General features: G+C 72.0%; 19 protein-coding genes. 15 read left to right on the forward strand and 4 right to left on the reverse strand.

Going from position 1 to position 20511, the window contains the following annotated elements; translation table 11 throughout:
• Positions 1-65 precede the first annotated feature (65 nt).
• Together AC2H4J_RS18990 and AC2H4J_RS18995 are read left to right on the forward strand one after the other, a co-directional pair.
• Positions 66-998 (forward strand): heme o synthase, encoded by a 933-nt coding sequence (locus AC2H4J_RS18990; protein ID WP_487466457.1) that lies wholly within the window; start codon positions 66-68, stop codon positions 996-998.
• Positions 999-1325: a hypothetical protein gene (locus AC2H4J_RS18995; RefSeq protein ID WP_487466458.1), complete on the forward strand. Its 327-nt coding sequence runs from the start codon at positions 999-1001 to the stop codon at positions 1323-1325.
• Here the strand turns inward: AC2H4J_RS18995 and AC2H4J_RS19000 are convergent.
• Positions 1287-2213 carry a COX15/CtaA family protein gene (locus AC2H4J_RS19000; protein WP_487466459.1) on the reverse strand — a complete coding sequence of 309 codons (927 nt, stop codon included), beginning with the start codon at positions 2211-2213 and terminating at the stop codon, positions 1287-1289. The two genes, AC2H4J_RS18995 and AC2H4J_RS19000, sit on opposite strands and share 39 nt — an antisense overlap.
• Before the next feature lie 93 nt (positions 2214-2306).
• Between AC2H4J_RS19000 and AC2H4J_RS19005 the strand changes: the two genes are divergently transcribed.
• From AC2H4J_RS19005 to AC2H4J_RS19045, 9 genes are all read left to right on the forward strand, one after another.
• The gene (locus AC2H4J_RS19005; RefSeq protein WP_487466460.1) at positions 2307-4820 is read left to right on the forward strand and encodes an ATP-dependent Clp protease ATP-binding subunit; all 2514 of its coding nucleotides are present in this window, start codon (positions 2307-2309) and stop codon (positions 4818-4820) included.
• Positions 4821-4986: 166 nt separating this feature from the next.
• Positions 4987-5715, forward strand: a complete 729-nt coding sequence (locus tag AC2H4J_RS19010) for a helix-turn-helix transcriptional regulator (RefSeq protein WP_487466461.1) — start codon at positions 4987-4989, stop codon at positions 5713-5715.
• The gene (sufB, locus tag AC2H4J_RS19015) at positions 5712-7139 is read left to right on the forward strand and encodes a Fe-S cluster assembly protein SufB (RefSeq protein WP_487466462.1); all 1428 of its coding nucleotides are present in this window, start codon (positions 5712-5714) and stop codon (positions 7137-7139) included. The genes AC2H4J_RS19010 and sufB overlap by 4 nt, the downstream gene beginning before the upstream one ends.
• A complete protein-coding gene (gene sufD, locus AC2H4J_RS19020; protein ID WP_487466463.1) occupies positions 7139-8479 on the forward strand; it encodes a Fe-S cluster assembly protein SufD in 1341 nt (446 codons plus the stop codon). The genes sufB and sufD overlap by 1 nt, the downstream gene beginning before the upstream one ends.
• Positions 8476-8829 (forward strand): Rieske (2Fe-2S) protein, encoded by a 354-nt coding sequence (locus AC2H4J_RS19025; protein ID WP_487466464.1) that lies wholly within the window; start codon positions 8476-8478, stop codon positions 8827-8829. The genes sufD and AC2H4J_RS19025 overlap by 4 nt, the downstream gene beginning before the upstream one ends.
• Positions 8830-8839: 10 nt before the next feature.
• On the forward strand, positions 8840-9613 hold the full coding sequence (gene sufC, locus AC2H4J_RS19030; protein WP_487466465.1) for a Fe-S cluster assembly ATPase SufC: 774 nt from the start codon (positions 8840-8842) through the stop codon (positions 9611-9613).
• On the forward strand, positions 9610-10917 hold the full coding sequence (locus AC2H4J_RS19035) for a cysteine desulfurase (protein WP_487466466.1): 1308 nt from the start codon (positions 9610-9612) through the stop codon (positions 10915-10917). The genes sufC and AC2H4J_RS19035 overlap by 4 nt, the downstream gene beginning before the upstream one ends.
• Entirely contained in the window at positions 10917-11369 is a 453-nt protein-coding gene (gene sufU / locus AC2H4J_RS19040; RefSeq protein ID WP_487466467.1) for a Fe-S cluster assembly sulfur transfer protein SufU, read from the forward strand. Before AC2H4J_RS19035 ends, sufU begins: the two co-directional genes overlap by 1 nt.
• On the forward strand, positions 11366-11746 hold the full coding sequence (locus AC2H4J_RS19045) for a metal-sulfur cluster assembly factor (protein WP_487466468.1): 381 nt from the start codon (positions 11366-11368) through the stop codon (positions 11744-11746). The genes sufU and AC2H4J_RS19045 overlap by 4 nt, the downstream gene beginning before the upstream one ends.
• A gap of 1 nt (position 11747) precedes the next feature.
• Here AC2H4J_RS19045 and AC2H4J_RS19050 read toward each other — a convergent pair whose 3' ends face one another.
• Both AC2H4J_RS19050 and AC2H4J_RS19055 read right to left on the reverse strand, forming a co-directional pair.
• Positions 11748-12089 (reverse strand): hypothetical protein, encoded by a 342-nt coding sequence (locus AC2H4J_RS19050; protein WP_487466469.1) that lies wholly within the window; start codon positions 12087-12089, stop codon positions 11748-11750.
• Positions 12090-12241: 152 nt separating this feature from the next.
• The gene (locus AC2H4J_RS19055) at positions 12242-14026 is read right to left on the reverse strand and encodes an SCO7613 C-terminal domain-containing membrane protein (RefSeq protein WP_487466470.1); all 1785 of its coding nucleotides are present in this window, start codon (positions 14024-14026) and stop codon (positions 12242-12244) included.
• Between the two features lie 111 nt (positions 14027-14137).
• On the opposite strand from AC2H4J_RS19055, the gene AC2H4J_RS19060 reads away from it, so the two are divergent.
• The 4 genes from AC2H4J_RS19060 (at position 14138) to AC2H4J_RS19075 (ending at position 18871) form a co-directional block, all read left to right on the forward strand.
• Positions 14138-15739 (forward strand): ABC-F family ATP-binding cassette domain-containing protein, encoded by a 1602-nt coding sequence (locus AC2H4J_RS19060; RefSeq protein WP_487466471.1) that lies wholly within the window; start codon positions 14138-14140, stop codon positions 15737-15739.
• 150 nt (positions 15740-15889) lie between these two features.
• Positions 15890-16117 carry a helix-turn-helix domain-containing protein gene (locus AC2H4J_RS19065; RefSeq protein ID WP_487466472.1) on the forward strand — a complete coding sequence of 76 codons (228 nt, stop codon included), beginning with the start codon at positions 15890-15892 and terminating at the stop codon, positions 16115-16117.
• Positions 16114-16896: an enoyl-CoA hydratase/isomerase family protein gene (locus AC2H4J_RS19070; RefSeq protein WP_487466473.1), complete on the forward strand. Its 783-nt coding sequence runs from the start codon at positions 16114-16116 to the stop codon at positions 16894-16896. Before AC2H4J_RS19065 ends, AC2H4J_RS19070 begins: the two co-directional genes overlap by 4 nt.
• An 82-nt stretch (positions 16897-16978) precedes the next feature.
• A complete protein-coding gene (locus AC2H4J_RS19075; RefSeq protein WP_487466474.1) occupies positions 16979-18871 on the forward strand; it encodes an ABC transporter ATP-binding protein in 1893 nt (630 codons plus the stop codon).
• Between the two features lie 29 nt (positions 18872-18900).
• Here the strand turns inward: AC2H4J_RS19075 and AC2H4J_RS19080 are convergent, their stop codons facing one another.
• A complete protein-coding gene (locus AC2H4J_RS19080; RefSeq protein WP_487466475.1) occupies positions 18901-20373 on the reverse strand; it encodes an FG-GAP repeat domain-containing protein in 1473 nt (490 codons plus the stop codon).
• Positions 20374-20511 lie beyond the last annotated feature (138 nt).

Consider the following 20511-nt stretch of genomic DNA (forward strand, 5'->3'; position numbering starts at 1 on the left):
TACAGTGACTGCTGGTCCACTCCCCGGTTTCGAAAGAGGCTCGTGCTGTCCAGGTGCGCGACGCGGTGACGGCACTGTCCGAGCGTCAGACCGAATCCGCCCGCCGCCTGCCCGGCGTGCTGCGGGCCCGGCTGGGCGCCTACGTCGCGTTGACCAAGCCGCGCATCATCGAGTTGCTGCTGGTCACCACCGTGCCGGCGATGATGCTGGCGGCCGGCGGCTGGCCCACCTGGCGCCTGCTGCTGTTCACGCTGCTCGGCGGCACGCTGGCAGCCGGGGCGGCCAACGTCTTCAACTGCTACTACGACCGCGACATCGACAAGTTGATGCACCGGACGCAGCGCCGTCCGCTGCCGTCGGGCGCGGTCACCCCCCGGGCCGCCCTGACGTTCGGGATCGTGCTGTCGGTCACGTCGATCGTGCTGCTCGCCGTCACGACGACGTTGCTGGCCGCGGCGCTCGCGGCGGGCGCGATCTTCTACTACGCCGTCCTGTACACGGTCGTCGCCAAGCGGCACACCCGGCGGAGCACCGAGCTGGGCGGCGTCCCGGGGGCCGCGCCGGTGCTGATCGGCTGGGCCGCGGTCACCGGCTCGCTCGACTGGCCGCCGCTGGTGTTCTTCGGCGTCGTCTTCTGCTGGCAGATGCCGCACTTCTGGGCGCTGGCGATGCGGTTCCGCGAGGACTACGCACGGGCGGGGGTGCCGATGCTGCCGGTCGTCGCGCCCGCCGTGTCGGTGGGTCGGCAGAGCGCCGTATGGGCCTGGCTGACGGTCGCGGTGTCGCTGCTGCTGTGGCCGCTGGGCTCGGACTTCGGCATCGGCTGGCTCTACACGGCGTGCGCCGCCGCGCTGGGTGCGTGGTTCGTGCTCGAGGCGCACCGCCTGCTCGGCCGGATCCGGCGCGAGGCCGACGCCAAGCCGATGAAGCTGTTCCACGTCTCGATCTCGTACCTGGCGCTGCTCTCGATCGCGATCATCGTCGACGTCCTGATCTAGGTGCGGCGCGACCTCGCGAACGCCCGGATGGGCCAGTTCGTCGGGCCGGACTGGCGCACCTACTCCCTCCGGGCGTCCCGGATCGAGCCGGCGGACGTCGAGACCCTCATCGAGGGCGGCTGTCCGGTCGTCGCCTATTTCCCGGGCGGACGGCTGCTCTGGCACGACGAGGGCGACGCCTGGCCGGCCTGGGCCGATGCCCGCAGCGCTCCGGAGACGGTGACGGCCGGACGCTGGGAGTCGCCCGACGGCGGGACGGTCGTCGTCCTCGTCTGGCCCCCTGAGCGCTCAGCGACCGGCCGGCGCGACCTCGGCGGGGGAGCGTAGCGGCAGCTCGGACGCCGGGCCGCGCACCGACCAGAGGAGCCGGGCGGTGAACGCGGTGACCAGCACGGCTCCGGCCATGTGCACGAGCACCAGCACGATCGGCAGGTTCGTGAAGTACTGGACGTACCCGATGACCCCCTGCGCGAGCTCCACGATCAGCAGGTCGCGGGCCGCCCGCCGGATCCGGGCGGGCGAGTCGACCGCGTAGAGCGCCACGAGCAGCGCCACCGTCAGGCCGACGAGCAGGAACACGACGTCGGCGTGCAGCTGGCTGACCAGCTCGGGATCGAAGCCGGTGCGGCCCGCCTTCGGGTCACCGCTGTGCGGGCCGCTGCCGGTCACCACCGTCCCGAGCGCCAGGACGGCGGCCGACACGGCCGCGATGCCGATCGTCAGCAGTTCGAACGGACGGCGGACCAGCGGCTGCCCCACGCCGGGTTCCCGCGAACGCAGCCACAGCGTGGTGGCGACCGCGACCAGCACCATCGACAGCAGGAAGTGCGCCGCGACCGTCCACGGGTTGAGCCCGGTCAGGACGGTGACGCCGCCGAGCAGCGCCTGGGCCGGGATGCCGAGGAAGCTGATCACGGCGAGCGTGCGCAGGTCGCGACGCACCGACCGGAACACGGCGACGACGATCGCGATCGCCGCGGCCGTGAGGACGAAGGTCAGCAGCCGGTTGGTGAACTCGATGACGCCGTGGACGGCCAGCTCGCGGGTGGGCACCAGGCTGGAGCCGGTGCACCGCGGCCAGGTGGGACAGCCGAGCCCCGAGCCGGTCAGGCGGACGGCGCCGCCGGTGACCACGATGATGCCGTTGGCGATCGCGTTCGCCAGGGCCACCCGCGAGACGACGGCGGGGGAGAAGGCAGAGGGCAGGACCGGCACGGCTACCGATGCTAGGTGCCTGCCTCCTGGGTACGGTGCGAGGGCGGGCCCAGCCAGCGGCGCGCCGGCACGCGTCCCGGGTGGACGGTGGCAATGACCAGTGGAATGTTCCCCGGCGGCTACGGCGGCCCGTTCGACGACTTCTTCGCCCGCTACCTCGGTGGGCCTCAGCAGCCCCGGCAGCGCATCGACATCACCCAGTTCCTCAGCGAGCGGGCGCGTGAACTGGTCAACACGGCTGCCCGCCGCGCGGCCGAGACCGGCAGTCCCGACCTGGACACCGACCACCTGCTGTGGGCGATGACCGACGACCAGTCGGTCCGCCACCTGCTCGGCCGGACCGGCGTCGACGCCGGGCAGCTGCGGGAGCGGCTGGACGCGCTGCCCGCACGCGGTGCGCCCCGGCCGGACCCACCGGCCCTGACTCCGGCCGCCAAGCGGGCGGTGCTGGACGCCCACCAGATCTCACGCGCGCTGGGGTCCACCTACATCGGCCCGGAGCACCTGCTCTTCGCGCTGGCCCTCAATCCGGACTCCCCGGGCGGGCGCGTCCTGCGCGAGCTGAACGTCACGCCGGAGACACTGCAGCAGGCCGCCGTCGGCGGGGGTGGGGGCCCGGCGCAGGGCGCGGGCCGGCCGGGGTCGACCACGCCCACCCTCGACGAGTTCGGCCGTGATCTCACCCAACTGGCGCGGGACGGGCTGATCGACCCGGTCATCGGCCGCGAGGACGAGATCGAGCAGACGCTCGAGGTGCTCGCCCGACGGCGGAAGAACAACCCGGTGCTGATCGGGGAGGCCGGGGTGGGCAAGACAGCGATCGTCGAGGGGATCGCCGCCCAGATCGCCGACGACGACGTCCCCGACACGCTGCGCGGACGCCGTGTGGTGGAGATCGACCTGACCGGCCTCGTCGCCGGCACGCGCTACCGCGGCGACTTCGAGGAGCGGCTGAAGAAGATCATCGACGAGATCCGCGAGCACGGCGACGAGGTCATCGCCTTCCTCGACGAGCTGCACACGGTCGTCGGGGCCGGTGCCTCCGAGGGGTCCGGCGGAGCGGGCAACATGCTGAAGCCGGCGCTCGCGCGCGGTGAGCTGCACGTCATCGGCGCGACCACGCTCGACGAGTACCGCCGCAACATCGAGAAGGACGCTGCCCTGGAGCGGCGGTTCCAGCCGATCCTCGTCCCCGAGCCGGGCGTCGAGGAGACGGTCGAGATCCTGCGCGGCCTGCGCGACCGCTACGAGGCGCACCACCAGGTCCGCTTCACCGACGAGGCGCTCGTCGCCGCGGCGGAGCTCTCCGACCGCTACATCACCGACCGCCACCTGCCGGACAAGGCGATCGACCTGATCGACCAGTCCGGCGCCCGTGTGCGCCGCAGGGTCCGCACGCCGCCGACCGATCTGCGGGGCCTGGAGCAGAACCTGTCCCGGCTGCAGCGGGAGAAGGACCAGGCGGTGGCCGCGGAGCAGTACGAGCGCGCCACGGAGCTGCGGGACCAGGTCCAGGAAGCCCAGCAGCGGCTGGACCAGGCCCGCCAGGGCGGAGACGCAGCGGTGCCGGAGGTCGGTGTGGGCGACATCGCGGAGGTGGTCTCGCGGGCGACCGGGATCCCGGTCAGCCAGCTCACCGAGGAGGAGATGGCGCGGCTGCTGCGCCTGGAGGAGAACCTGCACGAGCGGGTGATCGGGCAGGACGAGGCGGTCGGCGTGGTCGCCGAGGCGGTCCGCCGGTCCCGTGTCGGGCTCGGGGACCCGGACCGGCCGATCGGCAGCTTCCTGTTCCTCGGCCCCACCGGCGTCGGCAAGACCGAGCTCGCCCGCGCCCTCGCGGAGGCGCTCTTCGGCGACGAGGACCGCATGATCCGGCTCGACATGAGCGAGTTCCAGGAGCGGCACACCGTCAGCCGCCTGGTCGGGTCCCCGCCCGGGTACGTCGGCTACGAGGACGCCGGCCAACTCACGGAGGCGGTCCGCCGCCGGCCGTACTCCGTGGTCCTGCTCGACGAGATCGAGAAGGCGCATCCGGACGTCTTCAACACGCTGCTCCAGGTGCTCGACGACGGCCGGCTGACGGACTCGCAGGGCCGGACGGTCGACTTCCGGAACACCGTCGTGATCATGACCAGCAACCTGGGCTCGGAACTGATCGTGGGCCGGCGCGACCCGCTCGGGTTCGGGAGCGCGTCCGGTGGCGGCGACGGGCTGCGGGACCAGGTCATGCGGCGGCTGCGGGAGGCGTTCCGCCCGGAGTTCCTCAACCGGATCGACGAGATCGTCGTGTTCTCGCAGCTGGACACCGATCAGCTGGCGCGCATCACCCGGCTGCTGCTGGAGGAGACGCGACGCCGGCTGGCGGCCCAGGACATCGAGGTGGAGTTCACCGACGAGGCGGTCGGGTGGCTGGCCGGCCGCGGATACCAGCCGGACTTCGGGGCCAGGCCGCTGCGCCGCGCCATCCAGCGGGAGCTCGACAACACCCTGTCCCGGTTGATGCTCGACGGCCGGCTGAGGTCGGGGCAGCGCGTGACGGTCGACGCGCGTGAGGACGCCCTGCAGTTCGACGTGAGCGACCGGACGCCCGTCGCTGCCGGGGACTGAGCCGCGGAGAGCGTGAGCCCCGTCACGTCGCTCGTCTCGTCACGCGCAGGGTTAGGACCCCCTTGGTTGCGAGGATGCCGAAATAGGACACACTTGTGTTGTGGAAAGCGTGGCAGTGCACCCCCGAGCGTCGGTGACCGCCGATGACGGGCGCACCCGTGACCGCGTGAGCGCCCTTCTCCTGGAGCACGGCCCGCAGACCGCGACGGAGCTCGCCACGCGGCTGGGCATCTCGCCGGCCGCCGTCCGCCGGCACCTCGACGCCCTCGTGGGCACGGGACGGCTGGAGGAACGCCCGTTCCGGGAGGCCCACCGCGGCCGCGGCCGTCCGGCACGGCGGTTCCACCTCACCGACGCGGGCCGCTCCTCCTTCCCGCACGCCTACGACGACCTCGCACTCACGGCACTGCGCTATGTCGCCAGCTCCGGTGGCCCCGAGGCCGTCCGTGCGGTGGCGGAGCAGCAGCTCGCCGGGCTCGAGGCGCGGGCGTCCAGCGCCGTCGAGCGCGCCGTCACCGCCCGCCCGGGGCAGCCCGTCGACCGGGCCCAGGCCCTGGCCGTCGCGCTCACGGCCGAGGGCTACGCTGCCACGGCCTCGGCGATCTCCGGTGGCGGGCAGCTCTGCCAGCACCACTGCCCGGTGGCGCACGTCGCGGCGGAGTTCCCGCAGCTGTGCGAGGCCGAGACCGCGGTGATCGGCCGGCTCGTCGGCACCCACGTGCAGCGGCTGGCCACGATCGCCCACGGCGACGGGATCTGCACCACACACATCCCCGGACCCGTGCGGCCGGGGAACAGATCAACCCGCGCGATCCCTGTACCAGGTGAGCGAGCAGCGCCTGCCAGCGCGCCCACCAGCACCGCCCCCACGAAACGGGAGAGGACGCCCGCATGACCAGCACGCAGCAGCCGCTGACCCAGGACGAGCAGATCGATCAGCTCGGCCGGTACAAGTTCGGCTGGGCCGACGCCGACGTCGCAGGTGCCTCCGCGCGCCGCGGCATCAACGAGGACGTCGTCGCCGACATCTCCCGTCGCAAGAGCGAGCCCGAGTGGATGCTCGAGCGCCGGCTCAAGGCGCTGAAGCTGTTCGGCCGCAAGCCGATGCCCGACTGGGGTTCGGATCTCTCCGGGATCGACTTCCAGAACATCAAGTACTTCGTCCGCTCCACCGAGGCCCAGGCGGCCTCATGGGAGGACCTGCCCGACGACATCAAGAACACCTACGACAAGCTCGGCATCCCCGAGGCGGAGAAGCAGCGCCTCGTCTCCGGTGTCGCGGCGCAGTACGAGTCCGAGGTCGTCTACCACCAGATCCAGAAGGAGCTGGAGGACCAGGGCGTGATCTTCCTGGACACCGACACGGCTCTGAAGGAGCACCCGGAGATCTTCCAGGAGTACTTCGGGTCGGTGATCCCGTCCGGCGACAACAAGTTCGCCGCGCTGAACACCGCTGTCTGGTCGGGTGGCTCGTTCATCTACGTGCCGCCGGGCGTGCACGTCGAGATCCCGCTGCAGGCCTACTTCCGGATCAACACCGAGAACATGGGCCAGTTCGAGCGGACGCTGATCATCGTCGACGAGGGCGCCTACGTGCACTACGTCGAGGGCTGCACCGCGCCGATCTACAAGTCGGACTCGCTGCACTCCGCGGTCGTCGAGATCATCGTCAAGAAGAACGCCCGCTGCCGGTACACGACCATCCAGAACTGGTCGAACAACGTCTACAACCTGGTCACCAAGCGTGCCCTGGCGCACGAGGGCGCGACCATGGAGTGGGTCGACGGCAACATCGGCTCCAAGGTGACGATGAAGTACCCGGCCGTGTGGATGGTCGGCGAGCACGCCAAGGGCGAGGTCCTCTCGATCGCCTTCGCGGGCGAGGGCCAGCACCAGGACGCCGGCGCCAAGATGGTGCACGCGGCGCCGAACACCTCCTCGACGATCATCAGCAAGTCGGTCGCCCGTGGTGGTGGCCGCACGTCCTACCGCGGCCTGGTCCAGATCGACGAGGGCGCCCACGGCTCCAGGTCGACGGTGAAGTGCGACGCGCTGCTGGTCGACACGATCAGCCGCTCCGACACCTACCCCTACGTCGACGTCCGCGAGGACGACGTGGCCATGGGTCACGAGGCGACCGTCTCGCGGGTCAGCGAGGACCAGCTGTTCTACCTGATGAGCCGCGGCATGACCGAGGACGAGGCCATGGCCATGGTGGTGCGCGGATTCGTCGAGCCGATCGCCCGCGAGCTGCCCATGGAGTACGCCCTCGAGCTCAACCGGCTCATCGAACTGCAGATGGAAGGTGCCGTCGGCTGATGTCAGCCCCTGAGAACACTCTCGCCGGGGAGCTCTTCGCTCCCGGCGTCGGCGCCCAGGCGGGCCCCCCGGAGACCCCGGCCGACAGCGTCGTCACGCCCGGCGCTCACTCGCACGGCGGACCGGCGCCCACGGGCTCGCCGGCGGAGCGCTTCACCTCGACCGACCCCGACGCCTTCGGCGTGCCCACCGGTCGCGAGGAGACCTGGCGATTCACGCCGATGCGGCGGATACGCAAGCTGCTGGACGGCGCCCCGTCGGCCGCCCGCCCGCAGTGGAACGCCGACCTGCCCGACGGCGTCGAGCTGACCACGGTCGACGCCGGCGACCCGTTGCTCAAGGGCCTGCCCGAGCCGGCCGACCGGCTGGCGGCGCTGACCCGGCGCCACGCCGAGGGCGCCTCCGTCCTGCGCATCGCCGCCGAGGCGCAGCTCGACCGCCCGGTCACCCTCGCCCTGCGCGGCGGCGCGGGCGACGAGATCGTGTGGGGCCAGCTGGTCGTCGAGGTGGGCGCGTTCGCCAAGGGCACCGTCGTCCTGGACCACACCGGGCTCGCGAAGTACTCCGGCGGCGTCTCCGTGCTCGTCGGCGACGGCGCGCACGTCACCGTCGTCTCGGTGCAGGACTGGGCGCCGGGTGCGCTGCACGCCGGCCAGTACGACACCGTCGTCGGCCGCGACGCCACCTTCAAGCAGGTCGTCGTCACCCTCGGCGGCGACCTCGTCCGGCTGGTCAGCAACGTGCAGTACGCCGGTCCGGGCGGCTCGGCCGACCTCTACGGGGTCTACTTCGCCGACGAGACCCAGCACCAGGAGCACCGGCTCTGGGTCGACCACGCCGTCCCCAACTGCCGCAGCAACGTGTTGTACAAGGGTGCGCTGCAGGGCGAGGAGGCCCGCACGGTCTGGATCGGCGACGTCCGCATCCGGCCCGAGGCGACCGGCACCGACACCTACGAGCTCAACCGGAACCTGGTGCTCACCGACGGCGCGCGCGCCGACTCGGTGCCCAACCTGGAGATCGAGACCGGCGAGATCGTCGGCGCGGGCCACGCCAGCGCCACCGGCCGGTTCGACGACGAGCAGCTGTTCTACCTCTGCTCGCGCGGCATCGACGCGGAGACGGCTCGTCGACTGGTGGTCCGGGGCTTCTTCGCCGACGTCGTCCAGCACATCGGCCTCCCGGAGCTGCAGGACCGGCTGATGCACACCATCGAGGCGCGCCTCGGTGCGCTGCCGGGTCTGGAGGAACAGCCGGTCGAGACGGCGAGCGAGCTTGCGAGCTCGCCCGAGGACGGAGCGGCTGTGCGTTCGACGAGCGCCAGCGAGGCGATCGCATGACCTTCGAACGGGTCTGCGCGCTGTCCGACGTCAAGGAGCCGGGTTCGCTGCGGGTGGAGCTGGACGACGTCGACATCGCCGTCGTCCGCTTCGAGGGCGAGGTCTACGCGATCCAGGACCAGTGCTCGCACGCCGAGGTTCCGCTGTCCGAAGGGGACGTCGAGGAGTTCAAGGGCGCCCCGACCATCGAGTGCTGGCTGCACGGGTCGTGCTTCGACCTGCGCACCGGCGAACCCACCAACCTGCCGGCCACCGAGCCGGTCGATGTCTACCCGGTCCGGGTGGAGGGCGACGACGTGTTCGTCGACACCGAGGCAAACGGTGCCCTCCCGCTCGCGGCCGGCAACTGAAGGAGCACGAGTGTCCGTCCTGGAGATCCGCGACCTGCACGTCACCGTGGGGGAGGGGGACGACGTCAAGGAGATCCTCCGCGGCGTCGACCTGACCGTCCGCTCGGGTGAGACCCACGCGATCATGGGGCCCAACGGCTCCGGCAAGTCCACCCTGGCCTACTCGATCGCCGGCCATCCCAAGTACACGATCACCGGCGGCACGGTGACGCTCGACGGCGAGGACGTCCTCGCGATGACCGTCGACGAGCGCGCCCGAGCCGGTCTGTTCCTCGCCATGCAGTACCCGGTCGAGGTGCCCGGCGTGAGCGTCTCCAACTTCCTGCGCACCGCCGCCACCGCGGTCAAGGGCGAGGCGCCGAAGCTGCGCACCTGGGTCAAGGACGTCAAGACCGAGATGGCCGGCCTGGAGATGGACGCGGCGTTCGCCGAGCGCAACGTCAACGAGGGCTTCTCCGGCGGCGAGAAGAAGCGCCACGAGATCCTGCAGATGCGCCTGCTGAAGCCGCGCATCGCGATCCTCGACGAGACCGATTCGGGTCTGGACGTCGACGCCCTGCGGGTCGTGTCCGAGGGCGTGAACCGCAGCCGCGAGGACAGCGACATCGGCGTCCTGCTGATCACCCACTACACGCGGATCCTGCGCTACATCAAGCCGGACTTCGTGCACGTCTTCGTCGCCGGCAGGATCGTCGAGGAGGGCGGCTCCGAGCTGGCCGACAAGCTGGAGAACGAGGGCTACGCGGCGTACGTCAAGGACTCGGCGGAGGTTGCCAGCGCATGACCCAGACCGTCTCGCGTCCTGTCGGGGCGCACGAGCCGCTGCCCCTGGACGTCGAGACGATCCGGGCGGACTTCCCGATCCTGTCCCGCACCGTGCGCGACGGGAAGCGGCTGGTCTACCTCGACTCCGGGGCGACCTCCCAGAAGCCGCGGCAGGTGCTCGACGCCGAGCGGTGGTTCTACGAGAACATCAACGCCGCGCCGCACCGAGGGGCGCACCAGCTCGCCGAGGAGGCGACCGGCGCCTACGAGGCCGCGCGCGCGACGATCGGGGCCTTCATCGGTGCCCCCGAGCGGGAGATCGTCTTCACCCGCAACAGCACCGAGGGCATCAACCTCGTCGCCTACGCGCTCTCGAACGCCGCGACCGCCAAGGAGCCCGAGTTCCGCCGGTACGCCGTCGGGCAGGGCGACGAGATCGTCGTCACCGAGATGGAGCACCACGCCAACCTGCTGCCCTGGCAGCAGCTGTGCGAGCGCACCGGCGCGACGCTGCGCTGGCTGGGCCTCACCGACGACGGGAGGCTGGACCTCTCCGACCTGGCGACGGTCGTGAACGAGCGCACGAAGCTCGTCGCGGTCACCCAGCAGTCGAACATCCTCGGCACCATCAACCCGCTCGGCGAGATCGTCGCCCGGGCCCGCGAGGTGGGTGCGCTCGTGCTGGTGGACGGCGCGCAGTCGGTGCCGCACCAGCCGATCGACGTCACCGAGCTCGGCGCCGACTTCCTGGTCTTCTCCGGCCACAAGATGCTGGGCCCGACCGGGGTCGGCGTCCTGTGGGGCCGCTACGACGTCCTCGACGCGCTGCCGCCGTTCCTCACCGGCGGGTCGATGATCGAGGTCGTGCGGATGGAGGGCTCGACCTTCGCCGCCCCGCCGCAGCGCTTCGAGGCCGGCGTGCCGATGACCGCCCAGGTGATCGGCCTGGCTGCCGCCGTCGACTACCTGCAGCGTCTCGGCATGGACAAGGTCCAGGCGCACGAGGAAGCGCTCACGGGCTACGCGCTGGAGAAGCTCGCCGAGATTCCCGGCGTCACCGTGATCGGCCCGCCGGACACGGTCGCCCGTGGCGGAGCGATCTCCTTCACCGTGGAGGGCATCCACCCGCACGACGTCGGCCAGGTGCTCGACGATCTCGGCATCGCCGTCCGCGTGGGGCACCACTGCGCGTGGCCCGTCGTCCGCCGTTACGGGGTTCCGGCGACCACGCGCGCGACGTTCTACGTGCACACCGGCTACGACGACATCGATGCGCTCGCCGAGGGAATTCGGGCGGCGCAGAAGTTCTTCGGTACTGAGTGATGCAGCTCGAATCGATGTACCAGGACATCATCCTGGACCACTACAAGAACCCCCACGGCCGCGGGCTGCGGGAGCCGTTCGAGGCCGAGGTGCACCACGTCAACCCGACGTGCGGCGACGAGGTGACCCTGCGGGTGCATCTCGAGGGCGACAGGATCGCCGACGTGTCGTACGAGGGCATGGGCTGCTCGATCAGCCAGGCGTCGGTCTCGGCGATGTACGACCTGGTCATCGGGAAGACGGTGCCGCAGGCGCTGGAGACCGGTGAGCATTTCATGACCCTGATGCAGGCCAAGGGCGACCTGACGGTCGCGGAGAAGCTCGAGGACGAGCTGGAGGACGCCGTCGCGTTCGCCGGTGTGTCGAAGTACCCCGCGCGGATCAAGTGCGCGCTGATGAGCTGGATGGCGTTGAAGGACGCCAGCGCCCGCGCTCTGGGAGGACAGGCATGACCGAGAACCAGACCACCACCGACGAGACCCCGGCCGAGCTGCCGGCTTACAAGTCGGCGCTGCTGGAGGACCTCGAGGAGGCGATGCGTGACGTCGTCGACCCCGAGCTCGGCGTCAACGTCGTCGACCTGGGTCTCGTCTACGGCATCGACGTCGACGAGTCGAACGTGGCCATCCTCGACATGACGCTGACCTCGGCGGCCTGCCCGCTGACCGACGTCATCGAGGACCAGGCCCGTCAGGCGCTGACCGGCGGCCCCGGTCCCGGTCTGGTCGACGACATCCGGATCAACTGGGTCTGGATGCCGCCGTGGGGCCCCGACAAGATCACCGACGACGGCCGCGAGCAGCTCCGCGCGCTGGGCTTCAGGGTCTGAACTACGGACTGAGCACGAGCCGTCGCGACGCGGGCCCGGAGGGTTCCCGGCGGGACGGCTGGACACGCTCGGTGCAGCCCGCGTCGGCACCTGATCGCGGTGCGACCCGGCGGGTCGCAGTGTCATAGCGGCGGACGTCGATCCCGAACGGGTGGCGGCCGAGGTCGCGCACGACCCGATCGCTGCGCCGCTGGGCGCCCGCTTCCTGGCCGCGCTCGCCGACCGGGTCGGCCACGAGCCGGGAACGCTGGACAACGTTCTCGTCGCGCCGCCGGGCGAGTCGGATCTCCAGCTGGTCCACGCCGAGGTGGACCACCCGCGGGTCGAGCGGGCGCTGCTGCACCGCGCCGAGGTGCGGATCTGGACGACCCCCGACGGTGCCGGACTGCTGACGCTGGGTCCTGTTCGGCCCCTGAGCCCTGCTTCGGGGGTCTTCCGCACGCTTCCCGGGTGCTGCAGGACTCCAGCAGCGTGCACAACACCCCACGAGCGGGGTCAGCGGAGGTCGCCGAGACGCCGTCCGAAGCCGGCGACCGGACGGCGCTCCCGCCGCGTACCGAGGGCCAGCAGCACCGCACCCACCACGAGCGCGGCTGCGAGCGGCCAGGGCAGCGCGCGCGCGGTGAAGCCGAGCGCCAGGGCCAGGACGGTGCCGGCGCCCACCATGAGCGGCGCCCGGATGCCGGTCCGCGCCCCGGCCACCAGCACCGCGGCGGCCACCACGAGCACGGCCACGGCCCGCCGCGGGTCGGACGTCGCCACCGCGAGCACGGCCGACGGCACGGCCGCGACGAGCAGTCCCGGGCCCCACGCCGGCCAGGATGCCCCGCGCCGCAGCTCCGGCCCGGAGGCGAGGAGGAGCCCGACGGCGGCCGGCAGGGAGTACCACTCGACCACGGTGTGGCCCGCCGCCGCGAACGCGACCCAGGCCGCGAGCACGAGTTGCGCGGCACCCGCCCGCCACGCGGTGTGCGGCGTCCGGTCGTGGTCGCTGCGTGGGTCGGTCCGCCGGGCCCAGCCGAGGGTGAACGCACCCTGGACGGCGAGCGCGAGGGCGAGTTCCGGGTGCCGGGGGGATGGCGACAGCAGCAGCACCACCGCGACGGCACACGCCGCCGCGGCCCGTGCCGTCGCCCGGCGTGACGAGGACCCCAGGCCGGAGCCGGCTGCCATGGCGACGACGTAGAGCACCGTCAGCGCCAGCGCGGCGAGCACGGGGGAGAGGTAGCCGTCGGGCAGCGCCAGCAGGACGGCCCCGGCCAGGCAGCCGATCGCCGTCGGCAGGGCGATCGGCCGTTCGTCGGGCCGGCGGACGGCGACCAGTGCGGTCGGGATCGCGGTGAGCAGGAGCAGCAGCGAGAGCTCTCCCCACCGCTGCTCGGCGACCAGTTGCAGCACGCACAACCCGGCCATGACGATGCCGGCGGCACGCGCGACGGGCAGGAACAGCCCGCGACGCCACCCCTCCAGGAAGCCGGCGGCGAGGTTGGCCAGCAGCACGCCGGCGTAGCCGGTGAAGGTCATCGACAGCGGGCCGAGCGAGGAGAACGCGCCGGTGACGGCGGCACCCGCGACGACGCCCGCGACGACGGGCACATACAGCGGGGGGCCCAGCAGCGGGTCCAGCGGTTGGCGCAGCCGGGCCAGCAGCAGCCCGAAGCCGGCCGCGACCATCAGCGCGGCGGACAGCCATTGCCGCCCGTGGTCGTCTGCCCACGCGCTCGACGAGCCACCGACCACGCCGGCCAGCCACCAGGGTGCGGTGGTGAGCAGCGCCAGCCGGCCGACGATCCGCCGTCCGAACAGCGCGATGCCCAGGCCGAGCAGGGCGACGCAGAGGTAGAGCTCGGTGTGCAGGGGGTGCGGAACCAGATGGTTGCCGCGCAGGACGGCGAGCTGGAACGCCGCCCAGGACACCAGGGGCCAGGCGGCCGTGGTGCGAGCGGCCCGGTGGAGGGCGAGGAATCCGGCCGCGAGGAGCAGCGCGGTCACCGGGTCGCCGTCGAGCGCCGGGCCGCCCGGGGAGATGCCGGCGACGGCGAGCCCCGCACCACACGCCGCGAGGACCTCCTGGGAGCTGCGCAGCCGGTTGCGGGCGGCGCGCAGCGAGAACCAGGTCGCCGCACCTGCCAACACGACCAGCAGGGCCCGCACCAGGAGGCCGCCGTAGGCCGAGGTGACCGCGGCTCCCGCACCGACCACCAGCACCGCGCCGACGCCGAGCAGCACCTGGGCCGGCCGTGCGCGGTAGGGCAGGGGAGGTGCCGCCGTCCCGGTCATGGACGTCTCCTTCCCTCGTCGGCGCGGTTCTCACCGTAGGGCCGCCGATGCCGCCGATGTCACCCTCTGCGGGTTCGTGATATCGGTCCACGAGCGCCTACCCTGGGATCAGTGATAACGACCACCGGCCTCGAGCTGCGTGCCGGTAGCCGCATCCTCATCAGCGACGCCAACCTGCGCGTACAGCCCGGCGACCGCATCGGCCTGGTCGGCCGCAACGGCGCCGGCAAGACGACCACCCTGACGACGCTGGCCGGCGAGCGCATCCCGCACGCCGGCAAGGTCGAGGTCACCGGTGAGATCGGCTACCTGCCCCAGGACCCCCGCAGTGGCGACCTCGACATCACCGCGTCCGACCGGGTGCTCTCCGGGCGCGGCCTCGACGTGCTGCGCAACCAGCTGACCAAGGCCCAGATCGCGATGGCCGAGCCGGCGGACGACGACGAGCGCGACAGGGCGGTGCGTCGCTACGGCCGGCTCGAGGACCAGTTCGCCGCGATGGGCGGGTACGCCGCCGAGAGCGACGCCGCGCGGATCTGCAGCAACCTCGGCCTGCCCGACCGGGTGCTCGCCCAGCCGTTGCGCACGCTGTCCGGTGGCCAGCGCCGCCGCGTCGAGCTCGCCCGGATCCTGTTCTCCGACGCGGAGACGCTGCTGCTCGACGAGCCCACGAACCACCTGGACGCCGACTCGATCGTCTGGCTGCGCGGGTTCCTGACCAGTCACCGCGGCGGGCTCATCGTGATCAGTCACGACGTCGAGCTGCTCGAGGCCGTCGTCAACAAGGTCTGGCACCTGGACGCCAACCGCGCCGAGGTCGACGTCTACAACCTCGGCTGGAAGCTCTACCTCCAGCAGCGGGAGACCGACGAGCGCCGCCGCAAGCAGGAGCGGGCCAACACCGAGCGCAAGATCGACACGCTGCAGGCGCAGGCCGACAAGATGCGCGCCAAGGCGACGAAGGCCAAGGCGGCGAAGAGCATGGACAAGCGGGCCGAGCGGCTGGCGTCCGGTCTGGCCGACGTCCGCGTGCACGACAAGGTCGCCAAGCTGCGCTTCCCGACGCCGGTGCCATGTGGCCGGACGCCGCTCACCGCCGAGGGGCTGTCGAAGAGCTACGGCTCGCTCGAGATCTTCACCGACGTCGACCTCGCGGTGGACAAGGGCACGCGGGTCGTAGTCCTGGGCCTCAACGGCGCCGGGAAGACGACGCTGCTGCGGATGCTGGCCGGCACCGAGACCCCCGACACCGGCGAGGTGAAGGCCGGTCACGGTCTGCGGGTGGGCTACTACGCGCAGGAGCACGAGACGATCGACATGGACCGCTCGCTGCTCGAGGTCATGCGCTCGGCCGCGCCGGGCAGCACCGACACCGAGCTCCGGCGGATCCTCGGGGCGTTCCTCTTCTCCGGCGAGACCGTCGACCAGCGAGCCGGCACGCTCTCCGGCGGCGAGCGGACCCGGCTGGCCATGGCCACGCTGGTCGTCTCGGGCGCGAACGTGCTGTTGCTCGACGAGCCGACCAACAACCTCGACCCGGCCAGCCGCGAGCAGGTCCTCGAGGCGCTGCGCACCTACGCGGGCGCGATCGTCCTGGTCACGCACGACGAGGGCGCGGTGCACGCGCTCAATCCCGACAAGGTCATCCTGCTGCCCGACGGCACCGAGGACAGCTGGAGCGAGGACTTCGCGGACCTCGTCTCGCTCGCCTGAAGAAAGACCCCCTGCCCCCCGCCGCTCGCAAGCTCGCAGCGGGACCCTGCAGGGGCCGCTTTCGCCTCGCCGTGCAGGGGCACCTGGGTGATCATGTGACCGGGATGGCCCGGTGCTGACGTGGGCCGGCGGCTGACACGGAGGGAAGTCATGGCCGACTCGAACACTGCGGATCTCGGCAAGGGCAAGCGCATCACCGGGGGAGATCGGTCGACGCTCGCCGACGACCTGCGCAAGCGCTACGACGGGGGCGAGAGCATCCGCTCGCTGGCCGAGTCCACGAAGCGCTCGTACGGGTTCGTCCACCGGCTCCTGTCGGAGTCCGGCGCCACCCTGCGCAGCCGCGGTGGAGCCAACCGGAATAGTAAGAAGGCGTGACCTCAGAAGAACTCGCGACCGACGGCTGGGTCAGGACACAGCAGGACGGCGCCGTCCTCACCGTCACCCTGGACCGTCCCGACCAGCTCAACGCCCAGACGCCGGCCACGTGGTCGACCCTCGCGCAGATCGGCGCCTCGCTGGCCGACGACGTCCGCGTGGTCGTCGTCCGCGGCGCCGGCCGCTCGTTCTCGGCCGGGCTCGACCGCAGCCTGTTCAGCGCCGAGCCCGGAGTGGACGGCGGCCTCGGGGACCTGGGCCGCCGGTCCACCGCGGAGGCCGACGACCGGATCCGCGACTACCAGGCCGGCTTCCGATGGCTGCGCAAGCCCGGCGTCGTCTCGATCGCCGCGGTGCAGGGGCACGCGATCGGCGCCGGGTGCCAGCTCGCACTGGCGTGCGACCTGCGGATCCTCACCGACGACGCCCAGCTGCGGCTGCCCGAGGCGACGCTCGGCCTGGTGCCCGACCTGACCGGAACCAGCACGCTGGTCGAGCTGGTCGGCTACTCCCGCGCCCTGGAGATCTGCCTGACCGGTCGCGCGGTGCAGGCCGCCGAGGCGCACGCCATCGGGCTCGCGAACCTCGTGGTCCCGGCCGCGGAGCTCGACGGCGCGGTCGCGGATCTGATCGCGGCGCTGACCGCCCCGCCGGTGAACGCCAGCCGGGCGACCGCCGAACTGGTGCGCTCCGCCGTCCGCAACGACTTCCCGACCCAGGACGCCGCCGAGCGGGCCGCCCAGGTGCAACGGCTGCAGGAACTCGTCTCCCGTTCCTGACAGTGGCCCCTGAGACACTGCTTCCGGAACAGCCCGGACCGGCGCGGCGTTGGCCGGTCGACTGGAAGGAGGCGGTGCTGACGTGGGTCATCCCATGACGTCGATGGCCGCCATGCGGTCGTACCGGCGCGATCCGTCGGTCACGGCCCGTGAACTGCCGAAGGGGACCGTGCGACGGATCCTCGACATCGCCCGGCCCTACCGCCGGGACCTGACGTTCTTCCTGGCCCTCGTGGTCGGGTCGTCGCTGATCGGGGTCATCACGCCCCTGCTGGCCGGCGACATCGTCAACCGGATCGCGCGCCTGCACGGCACGGCCGGCGGCATCATCCGCATCGCGCTGATCATCGCCGGCCTGGCGGTCCTCGACGCCGGGATCTCGTTGTGCACGCGCTGGTTCTCGGCGCGGATCGGCGAGGGTGTCATCTACGACCTCCGCAGCCGCGTCTTCGAGCACGTGCAGCGCATGCCGGTCGCCTTCTTCACCCGCACCCAGACCGGTGCCCTGGTCAGCCGGCTGAACAACGACGTGATCGGGGCGCAGCAGGCTTTCACGTCCACCCTGTCGGGCGTCGTCTCGAACGTCATCGGGCTGGTGCTGACCGCCGGGGTCATGTTCTCGCTGTCCTGGCAGATCACGCTCTTGTCGCTCGTCCTCGTCCCGCTGTTCGTGCTGCCCGCGCGTCGCATCGGCACGCGCCTGCAGGAGATCACGCGGGAGTCCTACTCGCTGAACGCCTCGATGAACGCGACGATGACCGAGCGGTTCAACGTCGCCGGCGCGCTGCTGGTCAAGCTGTTCGGCCGCCCGAAGGCCGAGGCCGAGTCGTTCCGCGGCCGGGCGGCGCGGGTCCGCGACATCGGCGTCCTCTCGGCCATGTACGGGCGAACCTTCTTCACCGCGCTGACCCTCGTGGCCGCACTGGCGACGGCGCTGGTCTACGGCCTGGGCGGCTGGCTGGCGTTCCACGGGTCGCTCAGTGCCGGTGACGTCGTGGCCCTGGCGCTGCTGCTGTCCCGTCTCTACGGGCCGCTGACCGCACTCGCCAACGTCCGCGTCGACGTCATGAGCGCGATGGTCAGCTTCGACCGCGTCTTCGAGGTGCTCGACCTGCAGCCGATGATCCGGCAGAGCCCCGACGCCGTGCCGGTTCCGGCGGGCGACCGCTCGATCGAGTTCGACCACGTGTCCTTCAGCTATCCCTCCGCGGCCGACGTCTCACTGCCGTCGCTGGAGGAGGTCTCCCTGCCCGAGCACGGCGGGCCGGTCGACGTCCTGCACGACGTGTCGTTCCGGGTCGAGGCCGGGCATCTGGTGGCCCTCGTGGGGCACTCAGGCGCCGGCAAGTCCACGATCGCGAACCTGGTCACGCGGCTCTACGACGTCACCGGGGGCAGCGTGCGCGTCGGGGGCGTCGACGTCCGCGACGTGACGCTGGACTCGCTGCAGGCCGCGATCGGCGTGGTCAGCCAGGACGCCCACCTCTTCCACGACAGCATCCGGGCCAACCTGCTGTACGCGCGGCCCGAGGCCACGGAGGAGCAGCTCTGGACGGCGTTGGAGGGTGCGCGGATCGCGGCGCTCGTCCGGTCGCTGCCCGAAGGCCTGGACACCGTCGTCGGCGACCGCGGCTACCGGATGTCGGGCGGGGAGAAGCAGCGCCTCGCGATCGCGCGGGTCCTGCTCAAGGGGCCGGGCATCGTCATCCTCGACGAGGCCACCGCGCACCTCGACAGCGAGTCCGAGGTCGCCGTCCAGCACGCCCTGGACACCGCCCTGACCGGTCGGACGTCGCTGGTGATCGCGCACCGGCTGTCGACGATCCGCAGCGCCGACCGCATCCTCGTGATCGAGGGCGGTCGCGTCGAGGAGTCGGGCACGCACGACGAGCTGCTGGCGCTGGGCGGGCGCTACGCCGACCTGTATCGCACCCAGTTCGCCACCTCCGGGGACGCCGAACCCGCCGTCGCCTGAGCGGCGACGGCGGGCTCGGGTGGGCCGGGTCAGATCACGATGTCGTGGATGTTCCAACCCCATCCGACCACGCGCGACCCGGTCGGCTGCCCCGCGCCCCCGGTGGGGTAGAGCCAGCGCTCCCAGTTCGTCCGGTTCCGGGCGAACAGATCCGGGAGGCCGTCGCCGGTGACGTCGGCCGTCGCCGCGATCATGTCGTGCATGTCCCAGCCGATGCCGACCACCCGCGGACCACCCCAGGCGCTGCCGGGGGCGCCCGGGTACAGCATCAGCACGCCGTCGGGGCGGCGGGCCCACAGGTCCGAGACGCCGTCTCCGGTGACGTCACCCGGGGAGACGATCCGGTCGAAGATCTGCCAGCCGACGCCGACGAGCCGCACCGTGCCCCACGTCCCGCCGGGACGTACCGGGTACAGCAACAGCGAACCGTCGGACCGCCCCCGGGCCCAGATGTCCGGGATGCCGTCGCCGGTCACGTCGCCGGCCGCCATGATCGCGTCCATGACCTGCCAGCCTGTGCCGATGAGGCGGCCCGCGGTGAAGCTGCCGGCGCCATCGCCCGGGTAGAGCCACAGGTATCCCCGCGAGTCCCGGGCCCAGAGGTCGGGCCTGCCGTCGCCGGACACGTCCCGGGTGGGGATGAGGGCATCCATGCCCTGCCAGCCGGTGCCGACGACGCGCTGCGACGCCGTTCCACCGTTCCCGTCGCCGGCGTACAGCCACAGCCGGCCCGTGTTGGCCTCCCGCGCGATGGCATCGGGACGGCCGTCACCGTCGAAGTCGAGGCCCGCCGACGAGCCCGCGTTGGTCGGCCGCGGCGAGGTCCGCGGACACGGGGTGTACCGCGGCCCGGTGTAGGCGGGGGCCAGTTCACCGGTGTAGAGGCGACACGGGCCGACGTCCTGCTGCGTGATCGCGGTACCGGTCCACCACGACGTCCGCCCCATGGCGCCGTCCCAGCTCAGGCTGAAGTGGACGTGGTCGGTGTGCGGGTTCGGCCCGTCGTAGGGCTGCCAGCCTGCAGCGGCGTCGTTCGCCGACCAGATCGTGCGGTTCCAGATCATGTACATGATGCCGAGGCGGCGCGCGTTGCCCGCCGGCACACCGGACGCATCCGGGTCGGCGAGCCACCGCGTCACGGCATAGGCGTGCTGGCTCTCGACGGGATCGTTGACGTTGAGCATCCAGTCCCAGGCGCGGCCTTCCTTGTGCTCGCTCGTGTCACCGATCGAGCAGCCGCGCATGATCCCGCCGTCGCGGCCCACGCCGTACGTGCCCAGCATCAGCGCCCGCAGCCCAGCGGTGCCCGGCTGGGCGGCCGTGCTGCAGGAGTTCTGCGGGTGGTAGTCGGCGAGCGGGTCCGGTGCGGTCTGCGGAGCAACGGGCGGCATGGGGGGGCCACCGGCGGCGTAGGCGGGCGTTGCGCTGAGCAGCACCGCGGCGGCGGCCACACCGGCTGCCAGGACGGTGAACGCGCGTCGGGTCGAGCCGAGGGGGAACATGATCCATCGCTTCCGGGAGGGGGTGACCCCCTAGAGGTCGGCACCCCCGGGGGCAGCCCTTGAGCGGATCACCGGACGCTCCCGGCCGGCCTCACCCCATGGGGGGAGCCGACGCGCGGGTCACTCCCGGGAGGCACG

The organism is Blastococcus sp. OS1-29 (assembly GCF_057628075.1).

Excerpts from the sequence above, each read along its gene's own strand:
- AC2H4J_RS19080 (WP_487466475.1), bottom strand. The coding sequence starts at position 20,373 with ATGTTCCCCCTCGGCTCGACCCGACGCGCGTTCACCGTCCTGGCAGCC.
- AC2H4J_RS19035 (WP_487466466.1), top strand. The coding sequence starts at position 9,610 with ATGACCCAGACCGTCTCGCGTCCTGTCGGGGCGCACGAGCCGCTGCCC.
- sufD (WP_487466463.1), top strand. The coding sequence starts at position 7,139 with ATGTCAGCCCCTGAGAACACTCTCGCCGGGGAGCTCTTCGCTCCCGGC.
- sufB (WP_487466462.1), top strand. The coding sequence starts at position 5,712 with ATGACCAGCACGCAGCAGCCGCTGACCCAGGACGAGCAGATCGATCAG.
- AC2H4J_RS19025 (WP_487466464.1), top strand. The coding sequence starts at position 8,476 with ATGACCTTCGAACGGGTCTGCGCGCTGTCCGACGTCAAGGAGCCGGGT.
- AC2H4J_RS19055 (WP_487466470.1), bottom strand. The coding sequence starts at position 14,026 with ATGACCGGGACGGCGGCACCTCCCCTGCCCTACCGCGCACGGCCGGCC.
- AC2H4J_RS19005 (WP_487466460.1), top strand. The coding sequence starts at position 2,307 with ATGACCAGTGGAATGTTCCCCGGCGGCTACGGCGGCCCGTTCGACGAC.
- AC2H4J_RS19045 (WP_487466468.1), top strand. The coding sequence starts at position 11,366 with ATGACCGAGAACCAGACCACCACCGACGAGACCCCGGCCGAGCTGCCG.
- AC2H4J_RS19065 (WP_487466472.1), top strand. The coding sequence starts at position 15,890 with ATGGCCGACTCGAACACTGCGGATCTCGGCAAGGGCAAGCGCATCACC.
- sufU (WP_487466467.1), top strand. The coding sequence starts at position 10,917 with ATGCAGCTCGAATCGATGTACCAGGACATCATCCTGGACCACTACAAG.